We start from the raw sequence: 17,609 nt of genomic DNA, 5'->3' as shown, positions 1-17,609 counted from the left end.
GATATGGCGACCGACAATGGCGCCGGTCGTATGCAAGCATTTCACGAGGAGAGGTTTGATGGCCACCAGCACGACTGCCGTGCCGCTTGAAGAGGCCGCACCCCGCCGGTCGGAGGGGCAATGGGCGATTGTCTTTCGCCGTTTTCGCCGCCACCGTCTGGCGATGTTTTGTGTCGGCCTCCTGACAGTGTTACTTCTGTTGTCGGCGATAGCGCCGTTAATTGCTCCCTATCCACGCGATGAGCCTAATCTGGGTGGTCGTTTCTTGACCCCAATGGGTGTTGATGCTGATGGCGGTGTTCACATTCTCGGCACCGATCACCTGGGCCGTGACTATGCCACTCGTTTGCTCTATGCATCACGGGTTTCGCTCGGTACGGCCTTCCTGGCTACTGCTGTTGCCTCGACTATCGGTATTTTGTTGGGGATGCTGGCTGGTTATTTCGGCGGTTGGGTTGATACCCTCATCAGTCGTTTTCTCGAAATCGTGGCGACCTTCCCTACCCTGCTGCTCCTGCTTATTCTGGCCTCAATTCTGGTGCAGAATATCAATGCTATACCAATTCCTGACTGGCTGGCATCATTTCTGGCCTTTGTGTTTGCCGTCTCAGAACGGGAAGCCCGCATTATCATTGCCGTGATTCTGGTGCTGGCTTTTTTTGGGTGGACGGGAACAGCCCGTTTGATGCGCGGTATGGTACTCTCGGTACGCGAGAACGTCTATATCGAGTCGGCGCGTGCTCTGGGTGCCAGTAATGCACGCATCCTGTTTCGCCACGTCTTCCCCAATGCCCTGCCACCGATGATTGTTGACTTTACCCTCGGCGTCAACGGTACGCTGGTGGCAGAGTCGGCGCTCAGTTTTCTGGGCTTTGGTATTCAAGACCCGACGCCAACCTGGGGTAATATGCTAGGCTATGCCCAGAGCTATATGTTTCAATATCCTTGGATGCCGCTGATTCCGGCACTTCCAATTCTGATTGCTTCGATTGCAATCAACTATATTGGTGATGGGTTGCGTGATGCGCTCGATCCGCGTCAACGCGGCTAGGGAACACGGCGCAAACGCTTGAGGAATAAAGATACGGAGCAACTGTGGCAACCGAGTCTCGTGTTGTAGCGGGTGCAGAGCGTCCAACCGCCCGCCGTGGCGCTGAATTGCTACGTGTGGAAGGTTTGAAAACCTATTTCTTCACTGAAGAAGGCGTTGTCCAGGCCGTTGATGGCGTCGATTTTACGCTACGCCGTGGTGAGACGCTGGGGATTGTCGGCGAGTCAGGTTCTGGCAAGAGTGTGACATCGCTCTCCATTTTGCGTCTGGTTAGCCCGCCTGGTCGGGTTGTTGAAGGGAAGATTATTTTCGATGGTACCGATCTGCTGACGCTTGATACGGAAGTGATGCGAAAAATTCGTGGTGATCGCATCGCGATGATCTTCCAGCAGCCGACGACAGCGTTGAATCCGGTGTTTCGGATCGGCGATCAAATTATCGAGACCCTGGAAATTCATCAGGGTCTCAAGGGTGAAGAGGCAGCCAAACGCTGTATTGAATTGCTGTCGATGGTCGGTTTGCCCGATCCGCAGCGCCGAATGCGTCAGTATCCCCACGAGCTGTCGGGTGGTCAGTGCCAGCGGGTGATGATTGCCATGGCGCTGGCATGCAATCCTGAGTTGTTGATTGCCGATGAACCTACGACTGCACTTGACGTTACCATTCAGGCGCAGATTCTCGATCTCATGCGCGAGCTACGTGAAAAGATCGAAACGGCCATTATGCTGATCACCCACGATATGGGTGTCATTGCGGAAATGGCCGATAGCGTCGTGGTTATGTACGCTGGTCGGGTCGTAGAGTACGCTGATGTGCAATCACTCTTTAGTGACCCGAAGCATCCGTACACCAGAGGTTTGCTCAATTCGATGCCGGTGCTCGGTGATACCAGGGAAGAGCTGGAGGTCATTCCCGGCACGGTGCCAAGCCTGATTAATCCACCAAAGGGCTGCCGGTTCGCTTCACGTTGTAGCAAACGGTTTGAGAAATGTGATCAACCGCCGCCAATGGTGGAGTTGGGTGCTAACCGACGAGTGCGCTGCTGGCTGTATGAATGAGTATGGTAGCAGGCGAAAGTCTGCTACCTGACTTGCGATATATGGAGTATGAGCATGACTTCTCCGGTGCTACAACCGGTAAATGACACCTTACTTGAGGTGCGTAACCTCAAAAAGTATTTCCCCATCAAGGGGGGATTTCTACGCCGCACGATTGCTGAAGTGCGGGCTGTTGATGATGTGAGCTTCACCGTCAAACGCGGTGAGACGCTGGGGCTGGTCGGTGAGAGCGGCTGCGGCAAGACTACGACCGGTCGTACTGTGCTGCGCCTCGAACGTGCGACTGCGGGAGAAGTGATTTTTGAAGGTCAGGATGTGATGCGGGCCAGTGGCCGAACGATGAAAGCCCTGCGCCGTGACATGCAGATCATCTTTCAAGACCCGTATGCGTCACTCGATCCGCGGATCACGATTGGTGAGAGCGTAGCTGAAGGGTTGGTGATCCACGGCATTGGCACTCCCGCTGAGCGGCGGGAACGGGTGCGTGAAGTGCTGGCAAAAGTCGGTCTGAGTGCATCGCATATGAGCCGCTTTCCACACGAATTTTCCGGTGGGCAGCGGCAGCGCATCGGCATTGCCCGTGCGTTGATTATGGAGCCAAAGCTTATTGTGTGCGACGAGCCGGTCTCTGCACTTGATGTGTCCATCCAGTCGCAGGTGCTCAATCTCTTGCGTTCACTTCAGCGCGAATTCGGCCTGACCTATCTCTTCATCGCGCACAATCTGGCCGTGGTCGAGCATATCTCGGATCGCGTGGGCGTGATGTACCTTGGTAAGATGGTCGAATTGACGACCAGTGAGGAGCTGTTCCGCGAACCGCTGCATCCCTACACCAAAGCGCTCATTTCAGCGATTCCGAATCCCAATCCGTTTGCCAAACGCGAACGGATTGTGTTGCAGGGTGATGTGCCAAGCCCAATCAATCCACCCAGTGGTTGCCGCTTCCACCCACGCTGCTGGATTGCGAGAAGCATTTGTAAAGAGCAAGAGCCGGTGTTTGAAGAGAAGCGTAAAGGTCACTGGGTGGCATGTCATTTTGCCGGCCAGTTTTAGCCGGAATGCGCATAGAGGTAACGGGCAACTTCAACCAGTTGCCCGTTTTTGTTTTGGTGAATGTATCTTGACATACGCGATGTGATGAACGTAATGCTTTGACAGAGTCACCATATCATAATGGTAACTCGAGTTGCTACCTATGCTGTGTACAAACCACGGAGGCGGACGATCAGGATGAACAGCACGACGTCGCGTGCAACACCGTATGGCGAACCGCACGAATGATGTGGGGCGCAGTCAGTTCCCATGGACGTGCTACGTCACACGGTAGCAACCGGGTTATCCCTATCCTCTGTCTCCTCCGTATCTCTGTGGTGAAAAGGGTAGTAACTTAGGTTAATGGTAATGCTTTTCAGCTACAATACTCTCCGCACCGGGCAGATAAGCTCCGTTTATAATCTGCGGTTATGCTTCGCTGGCAGAACGAGGTTGCTATGATCCGCATGTTGCACCTGGCCGATCTTCATCTTGGGGTTGAAAATTACGGTGCTCTTGACCCAAGACGCGGGTTGCATTCACGATTGATAGATTATCTCGACCGGCTCGATGAGGCGATTACTATCGGTCTCGATCATCAAATCGATCTTTGTCTGATCGCCGGTGATGTGTACAAAAACCGCTCGCCGAATCCAACCGTGCAGCGTGAATTTGCCACCCGGATTCGCCGCCTGCGTGAAGCAGGGGTCGCTGTCGTTATTCTAACCGGTAACCACGATATTTCGCCAGCGCAGGGTCGTGCGCATTCAGTCGAGATCTTTGCCACTCTGGCGTTAGAAGGGGTAACGGTGGCTGATCGACCACGGATGCATCGCATCGAGACACGCAGCGGGCCGCTCCAACTGATTGCAGTACCCTGGGTCACCCGCCAGATGTTGTTAACCCGCGATGAGATGGTTGGGGCGTCGTTTGCGACTATCGAATATGAGATACGTCGTCGGCTTGAACAATTCATCGAACGCTCGGTTGAACAACGTGATCCTGCGCTTCCCACTGTGCTGGCGTTTCATGGCACCGTCGAAGGCGCACAACTTGGTGCCGAACGTGCGATGATTCTCGGCCATGATCTGAGTCTTCCCAGTTCAGTCCTGGCGCAACCGGGGATTGATTACGTTGCACTGGGTCATATCCATCGCCATCAGGTGATTACCAGACAGCCACCAATGGTTTACCCGGGCAGCATCGAGCGGGTTGATTTTGGTGAACGTGACGAACCAAAGGGGTGTGTTCTGGTCGAACTGGCGCCCGGCCAGGCAGACTGGCGATTTGTACCGTTAGCAGTGCGCCCCTTTGTCAGTATCGAACGCGATCTGCGACGGAGTAGCGATCCGGTGCAGGCATTGCAAACCGCCATTGAACGCCATGACCTGCGTGATGCCGTGGTGCGGGTAGAGGTTGAACTGACGCGCGAGCAGGCAGCCCTGTTGCGCGAAGAACAGGTACGCGAGTGGCTGCGGGCAGCCGATGCTGCGGTTATCGCAGCGATTGTGTTCAATATTGAACGACCGGCCCGGCAGCGCTTCGGCAACACCGGCGAAGCGCTGGGTGAAGGACTAACACCACTCAAAGCCTTAGAACTCTACCTCAAAAGTAAACAGGTGCCACCGCAGCGGATTACTCAATTGTTAGCTGCTGCTCAGGAGTTGATGGATGGCGTTGAGTAGAGAACTTATCTCATAAAGCTGTGATGCCATGCTACCAAGGCCGTCGCCCATGTGCGTAAACGGTTGCCAATCGTCAGCAATAGGATATTCTGCTCCCAGGCTGCCGGAATGACACGAGAAGGGCTAATGACCATCTTCGGTACCATCACGCACCGAATTGGGTTGTCTTCCCCGCTCATCATACGCACGTCGCGGCGTTTGGCGTGTGACAGCCATGTTGCTGCACCAGCCGTGCTCACGATCCGGTGCGTGGTTGGCCGTTGACCCTACTGGTCATGGGAAGGCCGAATGTGCTCGTTACGGTCATGGATTTGGTCAGGAATGAATGAGATACTTTCTAGTAAGTGTTTTTGAAACAGGTTCAAGTGTACCCAGATTACTGCCATCAGGCGTGAAGAAGCATGTCTGCGGGAACGCTGCCACAGTCGGTGAGGAACCTGCGGACATTCACACGTAGTATTTCATGTCTCTACGACAACGTGTGAACAGCGATGCACTACTGCAAGAATCCGCAACAGCATATGATCGATGCTGACGTCATGACGACGCACTACGTTGCAAGTAACATTGTGCTGTTCATCCTGGTATTCAATTTCCGTGGTCTGTTCAGGGCACGGACGGCAATTTGGGTTATATAATACGTTCATAATGTAAACCGGAAAACTACCGTCCGATCTTTGTTCTGGTCAATGCTCTCAGATTCAGTGCAGAAGGCTCAACTATGTCGCTCCCTACTATAAGCGTGGTCATCTGTACGAGTGATCGTGGTGGGACTGTTGCGGACACCGTCGCGAGTATTCTCGCAAATGATCATCCGGCCTTTGAGGTGTTCGTGATCGATCAGAGCAGTGATGCAGGCACCGCTCATGCATTACAACAGTTTCATCATGATCGACGCTTTCACTACCTGCCTGTACGCTTCAAGGGTTGGGCGAAAGGTCACAATCTCGGTCTGCGTATCGCACGTTCGCCATTGATTGCAATCGCCGATGATGATTGTGTGGTACCACCAGATTGGTTGCGAATACTGGAAACCGAGCTGGAGGCTGAGCCGCACGCAGCCGTGCTCTACTGTAACGTTTTGCCAGGTCCCCACGACCCCAGTGCCGGGTTTGTCCCTGGCTTTCAATGCCCCAGACGTGTCGTCGTCAATACTCTGCGCGAGAAATGGTATGTACGGGGAATTGGTGCGGGTATGGCGCTTCGTCGGGAACGTATTCTGGCGATAGGTGGTTTTGACGAGTGTCTGGGGCCGGGTGGCACGTTTAAGTCGGCGGCTGATGTCGATATTGCCATTCGCGCTATCCTGGCCGGCTGGTCTGTAGTCGGAACACCGGCGACAGCGGTCATTCACTACGGGTTTCGTACCTGGCAAGAGGGGCGACGTCTAACAGCGCACAATTGGGAAGGGTTAGGCGCGGCGTTTGTCAAACCTGTAAAAGCCGGTTACTTTGAGGCCGGTATATTGCTCTGGTATGAGTTGCAGCCGGTATTGATTGAGCCGCTGTTATCGCTCTCGCATTTGCAGCGGCCTCACGGTTTAGGGCGCTTTGTCGCCTTTATGAGAGGGTGTCTGCGCGGATTACTGCATCACATAGATCGGAAACGATTGGTTTATCTATAGCCAAAACTAAAATGATTAAGACTGTCGAATATCTAGTCGATCAGTTTGTGTAATCAGGTCTTTATCTCATTCATCATAAGCAATGAATGTCACTGCAAAGATTGCGTCAGCAGCCACCGGTATCTTGCTTGCGGTTGCCGTTGTACTGGTGGGAATAAGAGAGCTGGTGGTCTGAGTCAGTGTTACCTCCGTTGCAGCCGGCATATCGCGCAGTGTAAGGGTTAGTGGATGGGCTGTGGCGTTGCGTCCGATGATGTGAATCGCTCCGGTGACCGGATCGCGAAAGGCGACCAGCGGTAAGGCTGTATCGGCTGAAACCCCTATCTGTACTACTCCCGGTGTGACGAAGCGAGCAATCTGAGCAATGGCTGCAAAGCGTGGCCGGATCTGAAACTCGCCATTCGTCGGATTGTAGGCCAGGGCACCCCAATAGTCGAACGTGCCATGGTGGGTGTAGAAGCCATCAACGCCATCGTAGAGGAGTGCTGCGTGTACGCTCTGCCGCAGGTAACGGATCAGAAATTCAGCGCTATCGGCACCAAATGACCATTCGTTACTGCGGGTTGGTTCTTCATAGCATGCGGTGCACCATTGTGAAAATTCAGTCACCCAGATGTCTGGCGCGGATGCCGGCCAAGTGGTCAGAGCTGGACGTATATCACTCAATTGTCCGGCATAGTCGTGCATGGCAACTGCTCTTAGCATCTGGGTTATTGTCGGTTTGGTTTTCAGTGCACGCAGGTAGGCATCGGTAGCGCTGCTAAAGGCGGTTTCCGGTCCGATCAGGCCAATGTCACCATAACCATTGGCTTGCAACTGAACTGCTAATTGTTCCATCACCTCCGCATACCGGTCTGGGGTAAGTTTTGGTCCTTCGGGTGGTCCGTAATCAATCTCGTTGAGCGGCGAGAACCATTGCAATGACACTCCATGCCGACGACCGGCTGCAATCAGGTTATTCATGGTCTCAACCCATCGTTCAGTGAGTTCGGGATTTGCCTGACTGATGTCCATCCATGCCGGTGGCTCACCCATGACACTCAAAATTACGTGGGTGGCGGGTTTCTGCTCCAGATAGTGCATAATTGCCCATATGCTATCGAATGGTGGCATGCGATAATCAATCGGTGGTGGTGTTGCGGCCGTAAGGTCGCCCCACGCACTCGTTTCGACAATCACGCGAAAGATGCGAGCACCCAGCTCGTTGTAGAGCGTATCGAGGGCGGGAGCAAATGTACCGTCATGCCAGTAGGCGCCATTGATATTGACCCCAATGCCGGTGATTGGTTGTCCGATATCGGTGGTATCAATTCTGGTAACGTTGGTGTAGGAATTGGTTGCCCGAAATCACTCTGGTTGGGCTGGCGGATCCAGTTGCAGCCGCTGGTTACGATGATGAGGAGCCAAAAGAGAGAGACAAGACGGGATAGCGGCATATATACTCCACAACTACATAAACTCTCGACTCTACCGTATCGGAGCACTGAGATGCAGACAAGAATTCAGCAACGAAACTGTCAGCTTGCCAGAGCAGTTTGTTTAGAATCCGTTCATCTCAGTTGGGTAATGTAGACATGGCAGAATAGGGAGGAACAGCTATGCCATCACGTCCACTAACCGACATTGTGAGCGATATTCTGGCTGTGTTGCGGGCACGCTGGTATCTCCGCAGCGCGAGATTGGGGCCACGAGTACGGTTATGGGGGCGTCCGGCAATCAGTAATTACGGCCAGCTCATCATCGGCGAGCGAGCGCGATTGGTTTCAACGATTGTACCACTCGAACTGGCAGTAGCTCATGGGGCGCGGTTGGAGATTGGTCAGGGGACGTTTATCAACTACGGTTGTTCGATTGCGGCAACTGAACTGGTACGTATCGGGCCGCATTGTAATATCGGTACCTATGCCATGATTATGGACAACGACTTCCACCGTCTGGAGCCGGAGCGGCGCCAGGAACGACCGCCATCAGCTCCAATCATTCTGGAAGAGAATGTCTGGCTCGGTGGTCGAGTAACGGTATTGAGTGGTGTGACGATTGGTGCTGGTAGTGTGATCGGTGCCGGTAGTGTGGTAACCAAAAGCATCCCGCCGCGTTCATTGGCAGCAGGAGTTCCGGCTCGGGTCATTAGACAGTTATAAGCGTATGAATCAGAGATCTGCACTCAGTATCAGTATTGTTATTCCAACGTACAATCGGTTAGCTCGCTTGCAGCGGGTGCTGGCGGCTGTTAGCAGTCAGCGTTATCCGCACGATCAGTTTGAAGTAATTGTTGTCTCGGATGGATCAACCGATGGGACTGCCGAGTATGCGCAGCGAGCGCACTTTCCGTTCAAATTTACCTTCATTCAACAAGACAATGCCGGTCCGGCAGCGGCACGGAATCGCGGTGTGGCAGCGGCCAGTAGCCCTCTGATCCTGTTTCTGGATGATGATGTCGTACCGGTGCCGGATTTGCTCAACGAACATCTATGCCTGCATGCCGGACATCCCAATCGTGTTGTCCTGGGCACGATGATCACACCGCCCGATGCCCGTTTGTTGCCCTGGGTGGCATGGGAGCAGGCGATGTTGGAGAAACAGTATCGGGCGATGACCAGTGGGGTCTGGCCGGCAACGGCACGACAATTTTACACGGGCAATACATCATTGGCTCGTCAATTGATCCTGGATGTGGGCGGGTTTGATGAGCGATTTCGCCGTGCCGAAGATATTGAGCTGGCATACCGGCTGGCGAAGTTAGGGGTTGAGTTTGTCTTTGCACCGCAGGCAACCGGCTATCACTACGCCGAGCGTAGTTTTGCTTCGTGGCTGGCCACACCGTACACGTATGGACGTAACGACATTATTTTCGGTCGTGAGCAGCAGGTTGATCTGATCGATTTCGTGCGCCGTGAATTTGCGCAGCGTAAGCGGCTTACCCGCTGGCTGGTACATGCATTGCTTGATCGCCCACGGGCCAGTGCCGTGGCACTAGCTGTGATGCCGCGAATAGCACTCCTGGCGCACCGTCTGCTAGGAGAACGAGGAAGTCGTCCGATCTACAGCGCCATATTCAACCTCCGTTACTACCAGGGCGTGGCCGATGAGTTAGGTGGACGTGATCATTTGTTAACAGCACGACGAGTGATGAAAACGGCTCAAACCTGAAGGAGCGACCGATGATCGATCTCTTTTTGCAAGATGTACGACGTTGGGTGATTCCTGGACAGATTAGCACAGAACCGCTGCGCCTGCGCCAGATTTTGCGTCTGTTGCTTACTCATCTTCCTCTACGGGCAATGCTCTGGTTTCGTTTCGGTTCGTGGTGTAAGCAGCGTGGAATTCCGTTCATTCCCGGCTATGTTCAGCGTCGCATCTATCGACGATACGGGTTGGAGATTGTGGTTGGGGCCGACATTGGGGGTGGTTTATACATCGCTCACCCGGTAGGCACCGTTATCGCGCCGCAGCGGATGGGGCGCAATTGTTCGGTCATCGCTGCCGTGACAATTGGGATGCGTAATGAGTGGAAGTTTCCTGTCATTGGCGATGAGGTCTTCATTGGTGCCGGTGCCCGGGTGCTGGGAGGGATCACCGTCGGGGATAGGGCGCAGATTGGGGCAAATGCCGTCGTGATTCGTGATGTGCCGGCCGGTGCAACCGTCGTTGGCATTCCAGCGCGAGTGGTGAAGAGTGGTGCTGAAGTGGTCAACGGTACGGTGTCTGATCAGGCGCCTCTTCGGTCGCAATTAATGCTATAGGATTGTTTTAGTATGATACGTAGCCTCTTCGTCCTGGAACAGCATCTTGGTCATCAAACATACGCCGAGAATCTGCGCTTTGGCCTGACCTATCAGGCGCAAATTGTTCCCTGCTGGACGGCAATAACGTATGCAGGGAATGGCTGGCTTGAGCGTCTGCCGTTGCCACAACATTTACGAGGGACATTGCGCGGGCGACAACAGGTTCGGCACATACTCCGCACCACCGAGTATGACGTTGCCCTGTTCAATACCCAGGTCCCGGCAGTGCTGGCCGGGAAGATGGTAACGCAACGACCGTATGTAATCGCAACCGATATTACACCACGGCAATATGATGCGATGGCATCGTTCTATCACCATCGTGCTGATCGCCCAGGTCTCATTGCTGCCCTCAAACATCATCTGAATGTCCAGGTATTTCAACGGGCAGCATGGGTTTTACCCTGGTCGCAATGGGTGCGTGATTCTCTCATTCGTGATTATCGTGTGGCTCCAGAACGTATTCGGGTAATCCCCCCCGGTATCGATTTGTCACGATGGCAGCCTCGTCGCGAGCGAGCGGTTGGACCTCTGCGCATCCTTTTCGTGGGTGGCGATTTCGTGCGTAAAGGCGGGCCAACGCTACTGGCTGCGGTCAAACAGGTAACTACACCGGTGGAGCTGCATATCGTGACGCGCAGCCCGCTCGATCCGGCAGAAGGTGTCTTTGTGTATCGCGATGTAACGCCGAATTCACCACGTTTGATAGAGTTATACCAACAGGCTGATCTGTTTGTTTTTCCAACTCAGGCTGAAGCGTTTGGGATTGCGGCATTAGAGGCGATAGCCTCTGGATTGCCAGTGATCACAACGCCCGTTGGTGGTCTGCCCGATATTGTGCGGGATGGGGTCAATGGTTTTCTGGTTCCACCTGATGACCCAGGAATGCTGGCTGCACGTTTGCAGTTACTGATTGATCAGACAGAATTGCGCTTGCGCATGGCAGCAGCAGCACGGCGTCACGCCGAAATCTATTTCAACGCAATTAAGAATGCATCCCAAATTGCCGAATTGATGGTGCAGACAGTAGCACCGTCCAGAAGGGTTTGGGCTACCCATCCTGGTAGATGAAGTCGGTATCGAGCCAGGATCGTTACCTCAATCCATGCTTCCGCTGCGTGCGTGTCTAACCGTGTCTCGCACAACGTGTACCGTTAGTAGCAGATCACCAGGGCTTGCGACACTATCTGCGAACATCCGCCATCTCCGCGTCCATCCGTGTTCCGCAGGTACTCACCACGGATATTCGTGGATGGCGCGGATATGCGCGGATTACGCCATGGCTAATGCCATTCCATAATGTCCAGTATCTCTCAGGTGCCGGAGCGGAAGAGCGGTCTGATCGTAGATGCCTGTAAAACCCTCACTCAGCACTACGGCAATGCCCATACACTGATCCCGCGCACGTGCCAGTCTGCGCCCCACCAGCGATCACCACGAAATTCGATCTGCGTGACCCCGGCTGGAACAGGCATCCAGAAGTTGCGAAAGTGTTCATCTTTGAAATAACGGCTGTCTTGAGCCTGTAAGCGCGCCGGTTGCCAGGCACCACCATTGAAACGGACTTGAAGATTCGGACCGATACCACTGAAGCGCAGGTAGGCATTGGCAGGTGCCGGTGCCGATAGCGTGACCGATGGATTGGCACGATCAACATAGCGACGATTGGCAGCGATCATTGTAAATGGTCGACTCGGGCTGATGGTGACGTTATCCCAGTGCCAGGTGCCCGGTCGGCAGGGGGATGTACAATCTTTGAGTGGGTTGTATGAATGATGACCGAACTGCACGACTCCCTGATCCCAACCCAGATCGGCAATGCTGGCATCCACCCAGTAGAAATTGTAGGCCGGCATGCCAAACTTGATCCTGGTACGCGAAATCTGAAGCTCAAAGGTGTCGCGGCGAGTCGGACTTGGTTCCAGGAAGCGATCATACGGAATAGCAACGCCCTGGATAACCGTGGGCTGGAAATTCCGGTAGATGATCACATCAAAGAAGTTGCCACTGAGGTCCATCCGTACCTGCACACCATTACGTGGCGGCCCGCTTAAATCAACTTCCATATCAAAGGGCAGTTGCAGGTGATCATTGTACGGACTGATCCAGAGATCGATCCAGTCGCGCAGACTGGTGCGTAGTGTGGAGACATCGAAACGGATGGTCGCGTTACCACCACTGAAATCAACCAGATGGTTAGGGGTGAGATAGATCATGCCATAGCCGCTGGCTTTGATCGCCGTCATAATGTGGTTGCGGCACTGGTAAACAGCATCTTCGTAACGATTGATAGTATGGGTTGCCGGGGCTGGTGCACAATCAGGGCCGTGTTCGGCGGACATGGCCTCAAGCTGATACCAGGTATTAACATCGCGAGAGTGGACAGCGACATCCCAGTGATCGGGGTTCCAGCTTTGCGGTTGCGCCGGCTCGCCGGTGAATGTTTCAGTAAATATCGATGGCTTCACAATGATAGGGATAAATTGACGACGGCTTCCGTTTGCAACAACGGTCAGGGAAGGTTGCCAGGTCAACCAGAGCAGACCACTCATCAGGCAGATGGTCGAAACAATCAGCCAGTATCTTCGCGGCATCAAAACCTCCGTCTACATCACCAACAATGCCCTATTGATGTTTCAGCAAGGCCTGCATTGTGGTGGTGACAGGTAGTGAAGCCCGGTATCAGAGGGGGAGGGTGGATGATACCGGTGCATCACTACCAATTTCTATGTCGCAGCTAACGATTATAAGTAACGGCCATAACCGAAATGTATCCGAATGATCCTTGATCATCGTATGGTTAAAGGAATGTAGACGCGCACCGGTAGGGTTGGACTCGAACGCTGAATCTGCACCTCGTGTGGTACAGCGTTGCTCAGACTGCGCACCGCTGCCTGAGCGTCAGACCATTGTCCGGTGCCATCGTTCACGTTGAAATACGGCCATACCCAGGCGCCGGCGTAGCAATTCGCATGGAGTTCGGTCAAGAGTTGAGCAGGAGTGCGATTCGTTCCGCCCGCATTGGCCGGTAGCTCACCAACGACGACCGGTTTGTCGAAGCCCGCCTCGTACCAGTCGTTGAAGAGAGGCGAGTAACTCCAATACCGCTCATCACCGTTCATCCAGCCATAGTAATGAATCTGGTAAAAGTCGAGATACCCTTGCGGGTCATATACGGTCAGCACTGCATCACGCCAGAAATTACCGCTGGCGCCGAGGGCCGTGCTGCTGTTCCATTTCATCGATGCACTACCGACTGTTGTTAACTGGTTTGAATTGCGGTGAATAGCGCCGGAAATCTCGGCGATAAATCGCTGCATTTGGGCCAGCGTCACCGGTTGCGCAACCTCGCCGGACGGTGTGAAATGTGGCGGTTCGCTAATGCCAAATTCTGGCTCATTGAAAATATCCCACGCCAGCACATTTGGATGGGTGCCTATCGTATAACCACTGTTGCCAACCGGGTAGCGCAGCATCGGCAATAGCGCGTTGTTGATAAAAGAGGCACGCTTGGCACTGTCCACGATCAGATCGCGATGACCACCTGCATGCTCGCCACGTGCAGTAGCCGTTGAGTCGGCGAAGAGCATATCAAAGCTCCAGAGATTGAACACAAGATAGATATTCTCTTCAGCCGCAATTTGTATCGCGCTGGCCAGGCTGGGGAGAAAGGTAGCGTCAAAACCGGTGACGGCACCACCGCTACTGGCATTAAACTCAGGTGCACCACGGCCATCAGCAAAGAGCCACCAGCGTACTGTGTTTGCCCCTTGTTGCCGGAGGGTTCGGAACATGGCACGGGTGGCGTTGGCGTCGTAGGTGTGTTGCCCCCATTCTTCCACGGTGCCGAAATCAGCACTGTAGCCACCGTTGAGCCATGGGACATTTGCGCCTAGTAAAAACCAGCGACCGCCAAAACGCGGAACCAGATGGGAACGATCAACCGGACAGTTAGCTGGTGTGGCAGTAGCGGTTGGGATATGCGACAAGACACTCAAGATAAAGAACGTGCAAAGTGCTAATCGGAGTATGCGGGCCATGTGAGCCTTTCCGTGATGCTCGAGTCACACTCATCTGTATGTCCACAGCCAGATTAGCACTTGATGAATAAAATGTCATTATGTCGTGACTAGGTATGTAGTACTAAAAACATCGCTCATGTGTTTGCATGAGTGTTGGCCAGTCGCTGTAAAGCGGCAGCCACCCGATCCAACGCCTCATCGAGTTGGGCACGTGGGCAGCCAAAGTTGATGCGAATAAAGCCTTCACCACCAGGGCCGAATGCCGCGCCATCAGAGAAGGCTACCCGTGCTTCATTAAGGAAAAAGCGATACGGGCTGATTGACAGAGGCAATTCGCGGCAATCAATCCAGCCGAGATAGGTTGCCTGGGGGATAGTGCAGCGAAGCGGGGCCAGTTCGGTGGTAACGCGCTTGACATAGTGATCGCGATTCGTGGTCAGATACTGCAATAATGCAGCCAGCCATTCAGCACCGTGCTCGTAGGCCGCCAGTGCGCCGGCAAAGCCAAACACATTCACGTGCGGCACAATTCCGGCTGCGGCCCGACTCACCTGACGGCGCAGTTCGGGATTGGGAATGATCGCCATACTGCAACCAAGTCCGGGTAAGTTGAACGTCTTGCTGGGTGCCATGAGGGTGATAGTGCGGTCGGCGATGGCTGGATCGAGTGCTGCCAGTGGGGTGTGGCGTGTTTCACCGAGCAACAAATCGCAGTGAATCTCATCGGAACAGATGATAACGTTACGGTCGAGACATATCTCGGCCAACCGGCGCAGGGTTGGTGGATCGTATTCGAGGCCAACCGGATTGTGTGGATGGCTGAGCAGCAAGAGTCGGGTGCGCTCATGAATTGCCGCCCGAAAAGCGTCGAAATCGATAGTATAGGAAAGAATAGAACCAGAAATGCTGAGTGACAATTCACAGGTGTCGATCTGTCGTTGTTGATTACGGGGTGCACTCAGGAAGGGTGGATAGGCTGGAGTGAGGGTCAGTACGCTATCACCGGGTTCCCCGAAAGCCCGGCAGAGGACATTAATCGCCGAGACCAATCCGGGTGTGAAAAGGATGTGTTCAGGTTGAATATACCAGTGGTACAGATGAGCCATGCGCTCACAAATAACCTCAGCCAGGCGTTCTGGATGAGCAGGGTATCCAAACACTGCATGCGCAGCTCGTTCGTGAAGCGCAGCGACCACGGCTGGCGGCGAGGCAAAATCCATGTCGGCGACCCACATCGGCAAAACATCAGCCGGATACTGTTCCCACTTAATACTCCCGGTGCCACGGCGAGGAATGATCTGATCGAAGTTGAAGCTGTTCACTGTTAAGATCCTCTTGCAACAAAAGGCGCGTGGCAGCCAAACGTTCAGGCCACGCGCCAGACAGCCATCACCTGTACATTACTACACTCGACCAAAGAAATCCATTTGTTGTTCCTGGTACTGACCCATCGAGCGATACTTTCGATAGCGTTCGTGCAACAGGGTGTCAATATCGCGTTGTTGTAGATCAGCCAGATGCACACGCAGACGTTCGCCAACAGTGGTAATCGCGGTTAGGCGATCGGTATGGGCACCGCCCGGCGGTTCGGGGATGACCTCATCAATGATCCGTAAATCGTAGAGATCGGCGGCAGTTAGCTTCAATGCCCGCGCTGCTTCGGGTGCTTTCGCGGCATCGCGCCACAGGATCGAGGCGGCTGCCTCTGGCGGAGCCACAGAATAAATGGCATTCTCTTGCATCAAAATACGGTCAGCGACACTGATAGCCAATGCGCCACCACTACCACCTTCACCGATAACAACCGCGATGCTCGGAACACGTAGCGTTGTCATCAACATAATGCTTTCAGCAATCGCATTTGCCTGACCACGCTCTTCTGAACTCTTAGTGGGGTCGGCAGCCGGTGTATCGACAAAACAGATAACCGGCAGACCAAACTTCTCGGCGTGGCGCATCAAGCGTTGAGCTTTGCGATAGCCTTCGGGATGGGGCATCCCGAAGTTGCGCCGCATATTTTCGCGGGTATCGTTACCCTTTTGATGTCCGATGACCATCACCGTTTGACCGGCAAAGGTTGCCATACCACCGACCATCGCCGGGTCATCGCCAAAGCGGCGATCACCATGCAATTCGACAAAATCCTCACACAGAGCAGCAATGTAATCCAGCGTGTGTGGCCGTTGTGGATGGCGAGCCAGTTGTACGCGATCCCAGGGTGTCAGCGATTGAGGGATAGCCGTTTCTTCCATTGTATGCCTCACACGCAATTACATAATCGGTTGCGGTAACGTTGCTCGTCGACCGGCAAGCTCAGCTTTAGTGGGTGGTGTTGAGCGCTGGTGGTAGAGACGGAGAATACGGGATAATGTGTCACGCATCTCGCTTCGCGGTACCACCATATCGATCATGCCATGTTCGAGCATAAACTCGGCGGTCTGGAAGCCGGCTGGTAGCTTTTGGCGCATGATCTGCTCGATTAAACGCTTGCCGGCAAAACCAATGTTGGCTCCTGGTTCAGCGATGATAATATCGGCCACCGATGGATACGAAGCGGTCACACCACCGTAACAGGGATCAACCAGCAACGCAATATGGGGTTGACCGGCAGCCGCTAACCGGGTGAGAGCCATTGTTACCTTGGCCATCTGCATCAGCCCAATCACCCCCTCTTGCTGACGAGCACCACCGGATGTATTGATGGTGAGTAGAGGGACACCCAGTTCAACTGCCCGTTCGGCGGAGCGGGCCATCTTTTCGCCGTAGACACTGCCCATTGACGCGCCCATGAAGGAGAAATCAGCCACTGCGACGCAGATCTGAATGTTGCTGATTGCACCGATGCCGGCAATCACTGCATCCGCCATGCCGGTGCGTTGTTGAGTTTTCGTCAGCTTGGCCGCGTAACTCTCCTCGTCGGCGACGAAACCAAGGGGATCGGTCGGCAATAGATTGGCATCCATTTCGCGGAACGAACCGACATCGAGGAGACCGAGCCACTCGTGGGCACTCAGGCGCATGTGATGACCGCATTTGGGGCAGACCTTCAGGTTATCGTTGAGCTGTTTTTTGTAGATAAGCTCACGACAGGAACTGCATTTCACCCACAGATCATCGGGGATTTGGGCGCTGTCTTGATCCTCACGCCCGGTAAACCCTTTTCGACTTAGGCGGAAGAATTCTTTCACGGTTCCCTGCGCTTTCACTTGGCGCGTATATGCGCGTCTGCTGGTAATTTTATTCACAGTGAGTTCATTGTTATCTATTATAGCATGAGCCGCAAAGGAGTATCGAGATAGAGACTGGAGTTCGCTTTTTTGATACTTCCGTATCAGGTGCCATTGGCGTTACG

Annotated in this window: 15 protein-coding genes; 9 read left to right on the top strand and 6 right to left on the bottom strand. The window is 53.9% G+C overall.

Translation table 11 applies throughout. The features are described from left to right. The first annotated feature begins 58 nt into the window (after positions 1 to 58). From VAE57_RS17975 to VAE57_RS17955, 5 genes are all read left to right on the top strand, one after another. Positions 59 to 1,051 (top strand): ABC transporter permease, encoded by a 993-nt coding sequence (locus VAE57_RS17975; protein WP_322823201.1) that lies wholly within the window; start codon positions 59 to 61, stop codon positions 1,049 to 1,051. Positions 1,052 to 1,095: 44 nt separating this feature from the next. Continuing rightward, positions 1,096 to 2,109, top strand: a complete 1,014-nt coding sequence (locus VAE57_RS17970) for an ABC transporter ATP-binding protein (protein ID WP_322823200.1) — start codon at positions 1,096 to 1,098, stop codon at positions 2,107 to 2,109. A gap of 54 nt (positions 2,110 to 2,163) precedes the next feature. Continuing rightward, on the top strand, positions 2,164 to 3,162 hold the full coding sequence (locus tag VAE57_RS17965) for a dipeptide ABC transporter ATP-binding protein (protein ID WP_322823199.1): 999 nt from the start codon (positions 2,164 to 2,166) through the stop codon (positions 3,160 to 3,162). 437 nt (positions 3,163 to 3,599) lie between these two features. After that, positions 3,600 to 4,826 carry an exonuclease SbcCD subunit D gene (locus tag VAE57_RS17960; RefSeq protein WP_322823198.1) on the top strand — a complete coding sequence of 409 codons (1,227 nt, stop codon included), beginning with the start codon at positions 3,600 to 3,602 and terminating at the stop codon, positions 4,824 to 4,826. A gap of 721 nt (positions 4,827 to 5,547) precedes the next feature. Then, entirely contained in the window at positions 5,548 to 6,450 is a 903-nt protein-coding gene (locus tag VAE57_RS17955; protein WP_322823197.1) for a glycosyltransferase family 2 protein, read from the top strand. 66 nt (positions 6,451 to 6,516) lie between these two features. Here VAE57_RS17955 and VAE57_RS17950 read toward each other — a convergent pair whose 3' ends face one another. After that, positions 6,517 to 7,629, bottom strand: coding sequence for a glycosyl hydrolase (locus VAE57_RS17950; protein ID WP_322823196.1), 1,113 nt, complete (start codon positions 7,627 to 7,629; stop codon positions 6,517 to 6,519). A gap of 419 nt (positions 7,630 to 8,048) precedes the next feature. On the opposite strand from VAE57_RS17950, the gene VAE57_RS17945 reads away from it, so the two are divergent. The 4 genes from VAE57_RS17945 to VAE57_RS17930 are packed head-to-tail and all read left to right on the top strand — an operon-like array spanning position 8,049 to position 11,306. Further along, a complete protein-coding gene (locus VAE57_RS17945; RefSeq protein WP_322823195.1) occupies positions 8,049 to 8,591 on the top strand; it encodes an acyltransferase in 543 nt (180 codons plus the stop codon). Between the two features lie 4 nt (positions 8,592 to 8,595). Further along, complete coding sequence (gene epsD, locus VAE57_RS17940) at positions 8,596 to 9,600, top strand: exopolysaccharide biosynthesis glycosyltransferase EpsD (RefSeq protein ID WP_322823194.1); 1,005 nt, start codon at positions 8,596 to 8,598, stop codon at positions 9,598 to 9,600. Positions 9,601 to 9,611: 11 nt separating this feature from the next. After that, entirely contained in the window at positions 9,612 to 10,193 is a 582-nt protein-coding gene (locus tag VAE57_RS17935; protein WP_322823193.1) for a serine O-acetyltransferase, read from the top strand. A 12-nt stretch (positions 10,194 to 10,205) separates the two neighbouring features. Further along, on the top strand, positions 10,206 to 11,306 hold the full coding sequence (locus VAE57_RS17930; protein WP_322823192.1) for a glycosyltransferase family 4 protein: 1,101 nt from the start codon (positions 10,206 to 10,208) through the stop codon (positions 11,304 to 11,306). 302 nt (positions 11,307 to 11,608) lie between these two features. Here VAE57_RS17930 and VAE57_RS17925 read toward each other — a convergent pair whose 3' ends face one another. The 5 genes from VAE57_RS17925 to accD all read right to left on the bottom strand — a co-directional run bounded on the left by VAE57_RS17925 (position 11,609) and on the right by accD (position 17,445). After that, positions 11,609 to 12,829, bottom strand: coding sequence for a hypothetical protein (locus VAE57_RS17925; protein ID WP_322823191.1), 1,221 nt, complete (start codon positions 12,827 to 12,829; stop codon positions 11,609 to 11,611). Positions 12,830 to 13,024: 195 nt separating this feature from the next. Continuing rightward, positions 13,025 to 14,275: a hypothetical protein gene (locus VAE57_RS17920; RefSeq protein ID WP_322823190.1), complete on the bottom strand. Its 1,251-nt coding sequence runs from the start codon at positions 14,273 to 14,275 to the stop codon at positions 13,025 to 13,027. 116 nt (positions 14,276 to 14,391) lie between these two features. Beyond that, complete coding sequence (locus VAE57_RS17915; RefSeq protein WP_322823189.1) at positions 14,392 to 15,579, bottom strand: PatB family C-S lyase; 1,188 nt, start codon at positions 15,577 to 15,579, stop codon at positions 14,392 to 14,394. Positions 15,580 to 15,660: 81 nt separating this feature from the next. Then, a complete protein-coding gene (locus VAE57_RS17910; protein WP_322823188.1) occupies positions 15,661 to 16,509 on the bottom strand; it encodes an acetyl-CoA carboxylase carboxyltransferase subunit alpha in 849 nt (282 codons plus the stop codon). 18 nt (positions 16,510 to 16,527) lie between these two features. Next, positions 16,528 to 17,445, bottom strand: coding sequence for an acetyl-CoA carboxylase, carboxyltransferase subunit beta (accD, locus tag VAE57_RS17905; RefSeq protein ID WP_322823187.1), 918 nt, complete (start codon positions 17,443 to 17,445; stop codon positions 16,528 to 16,530). Positions 17,446 to 17,609: the final 164 nt, after the last annotated feature.

Origin of the sequence: Chloroflexus sp., assembly GCF_034434295.1 — a bacterium.
Classification (GTDB): Bacteria; Chloroflexota; Chloroflexia; order Chloroflexales; family Chloroflexaceae; genus Chloroflexus.
This window is presented reverse-complemented; position numbering and strand designations above follow the sequence as displayed.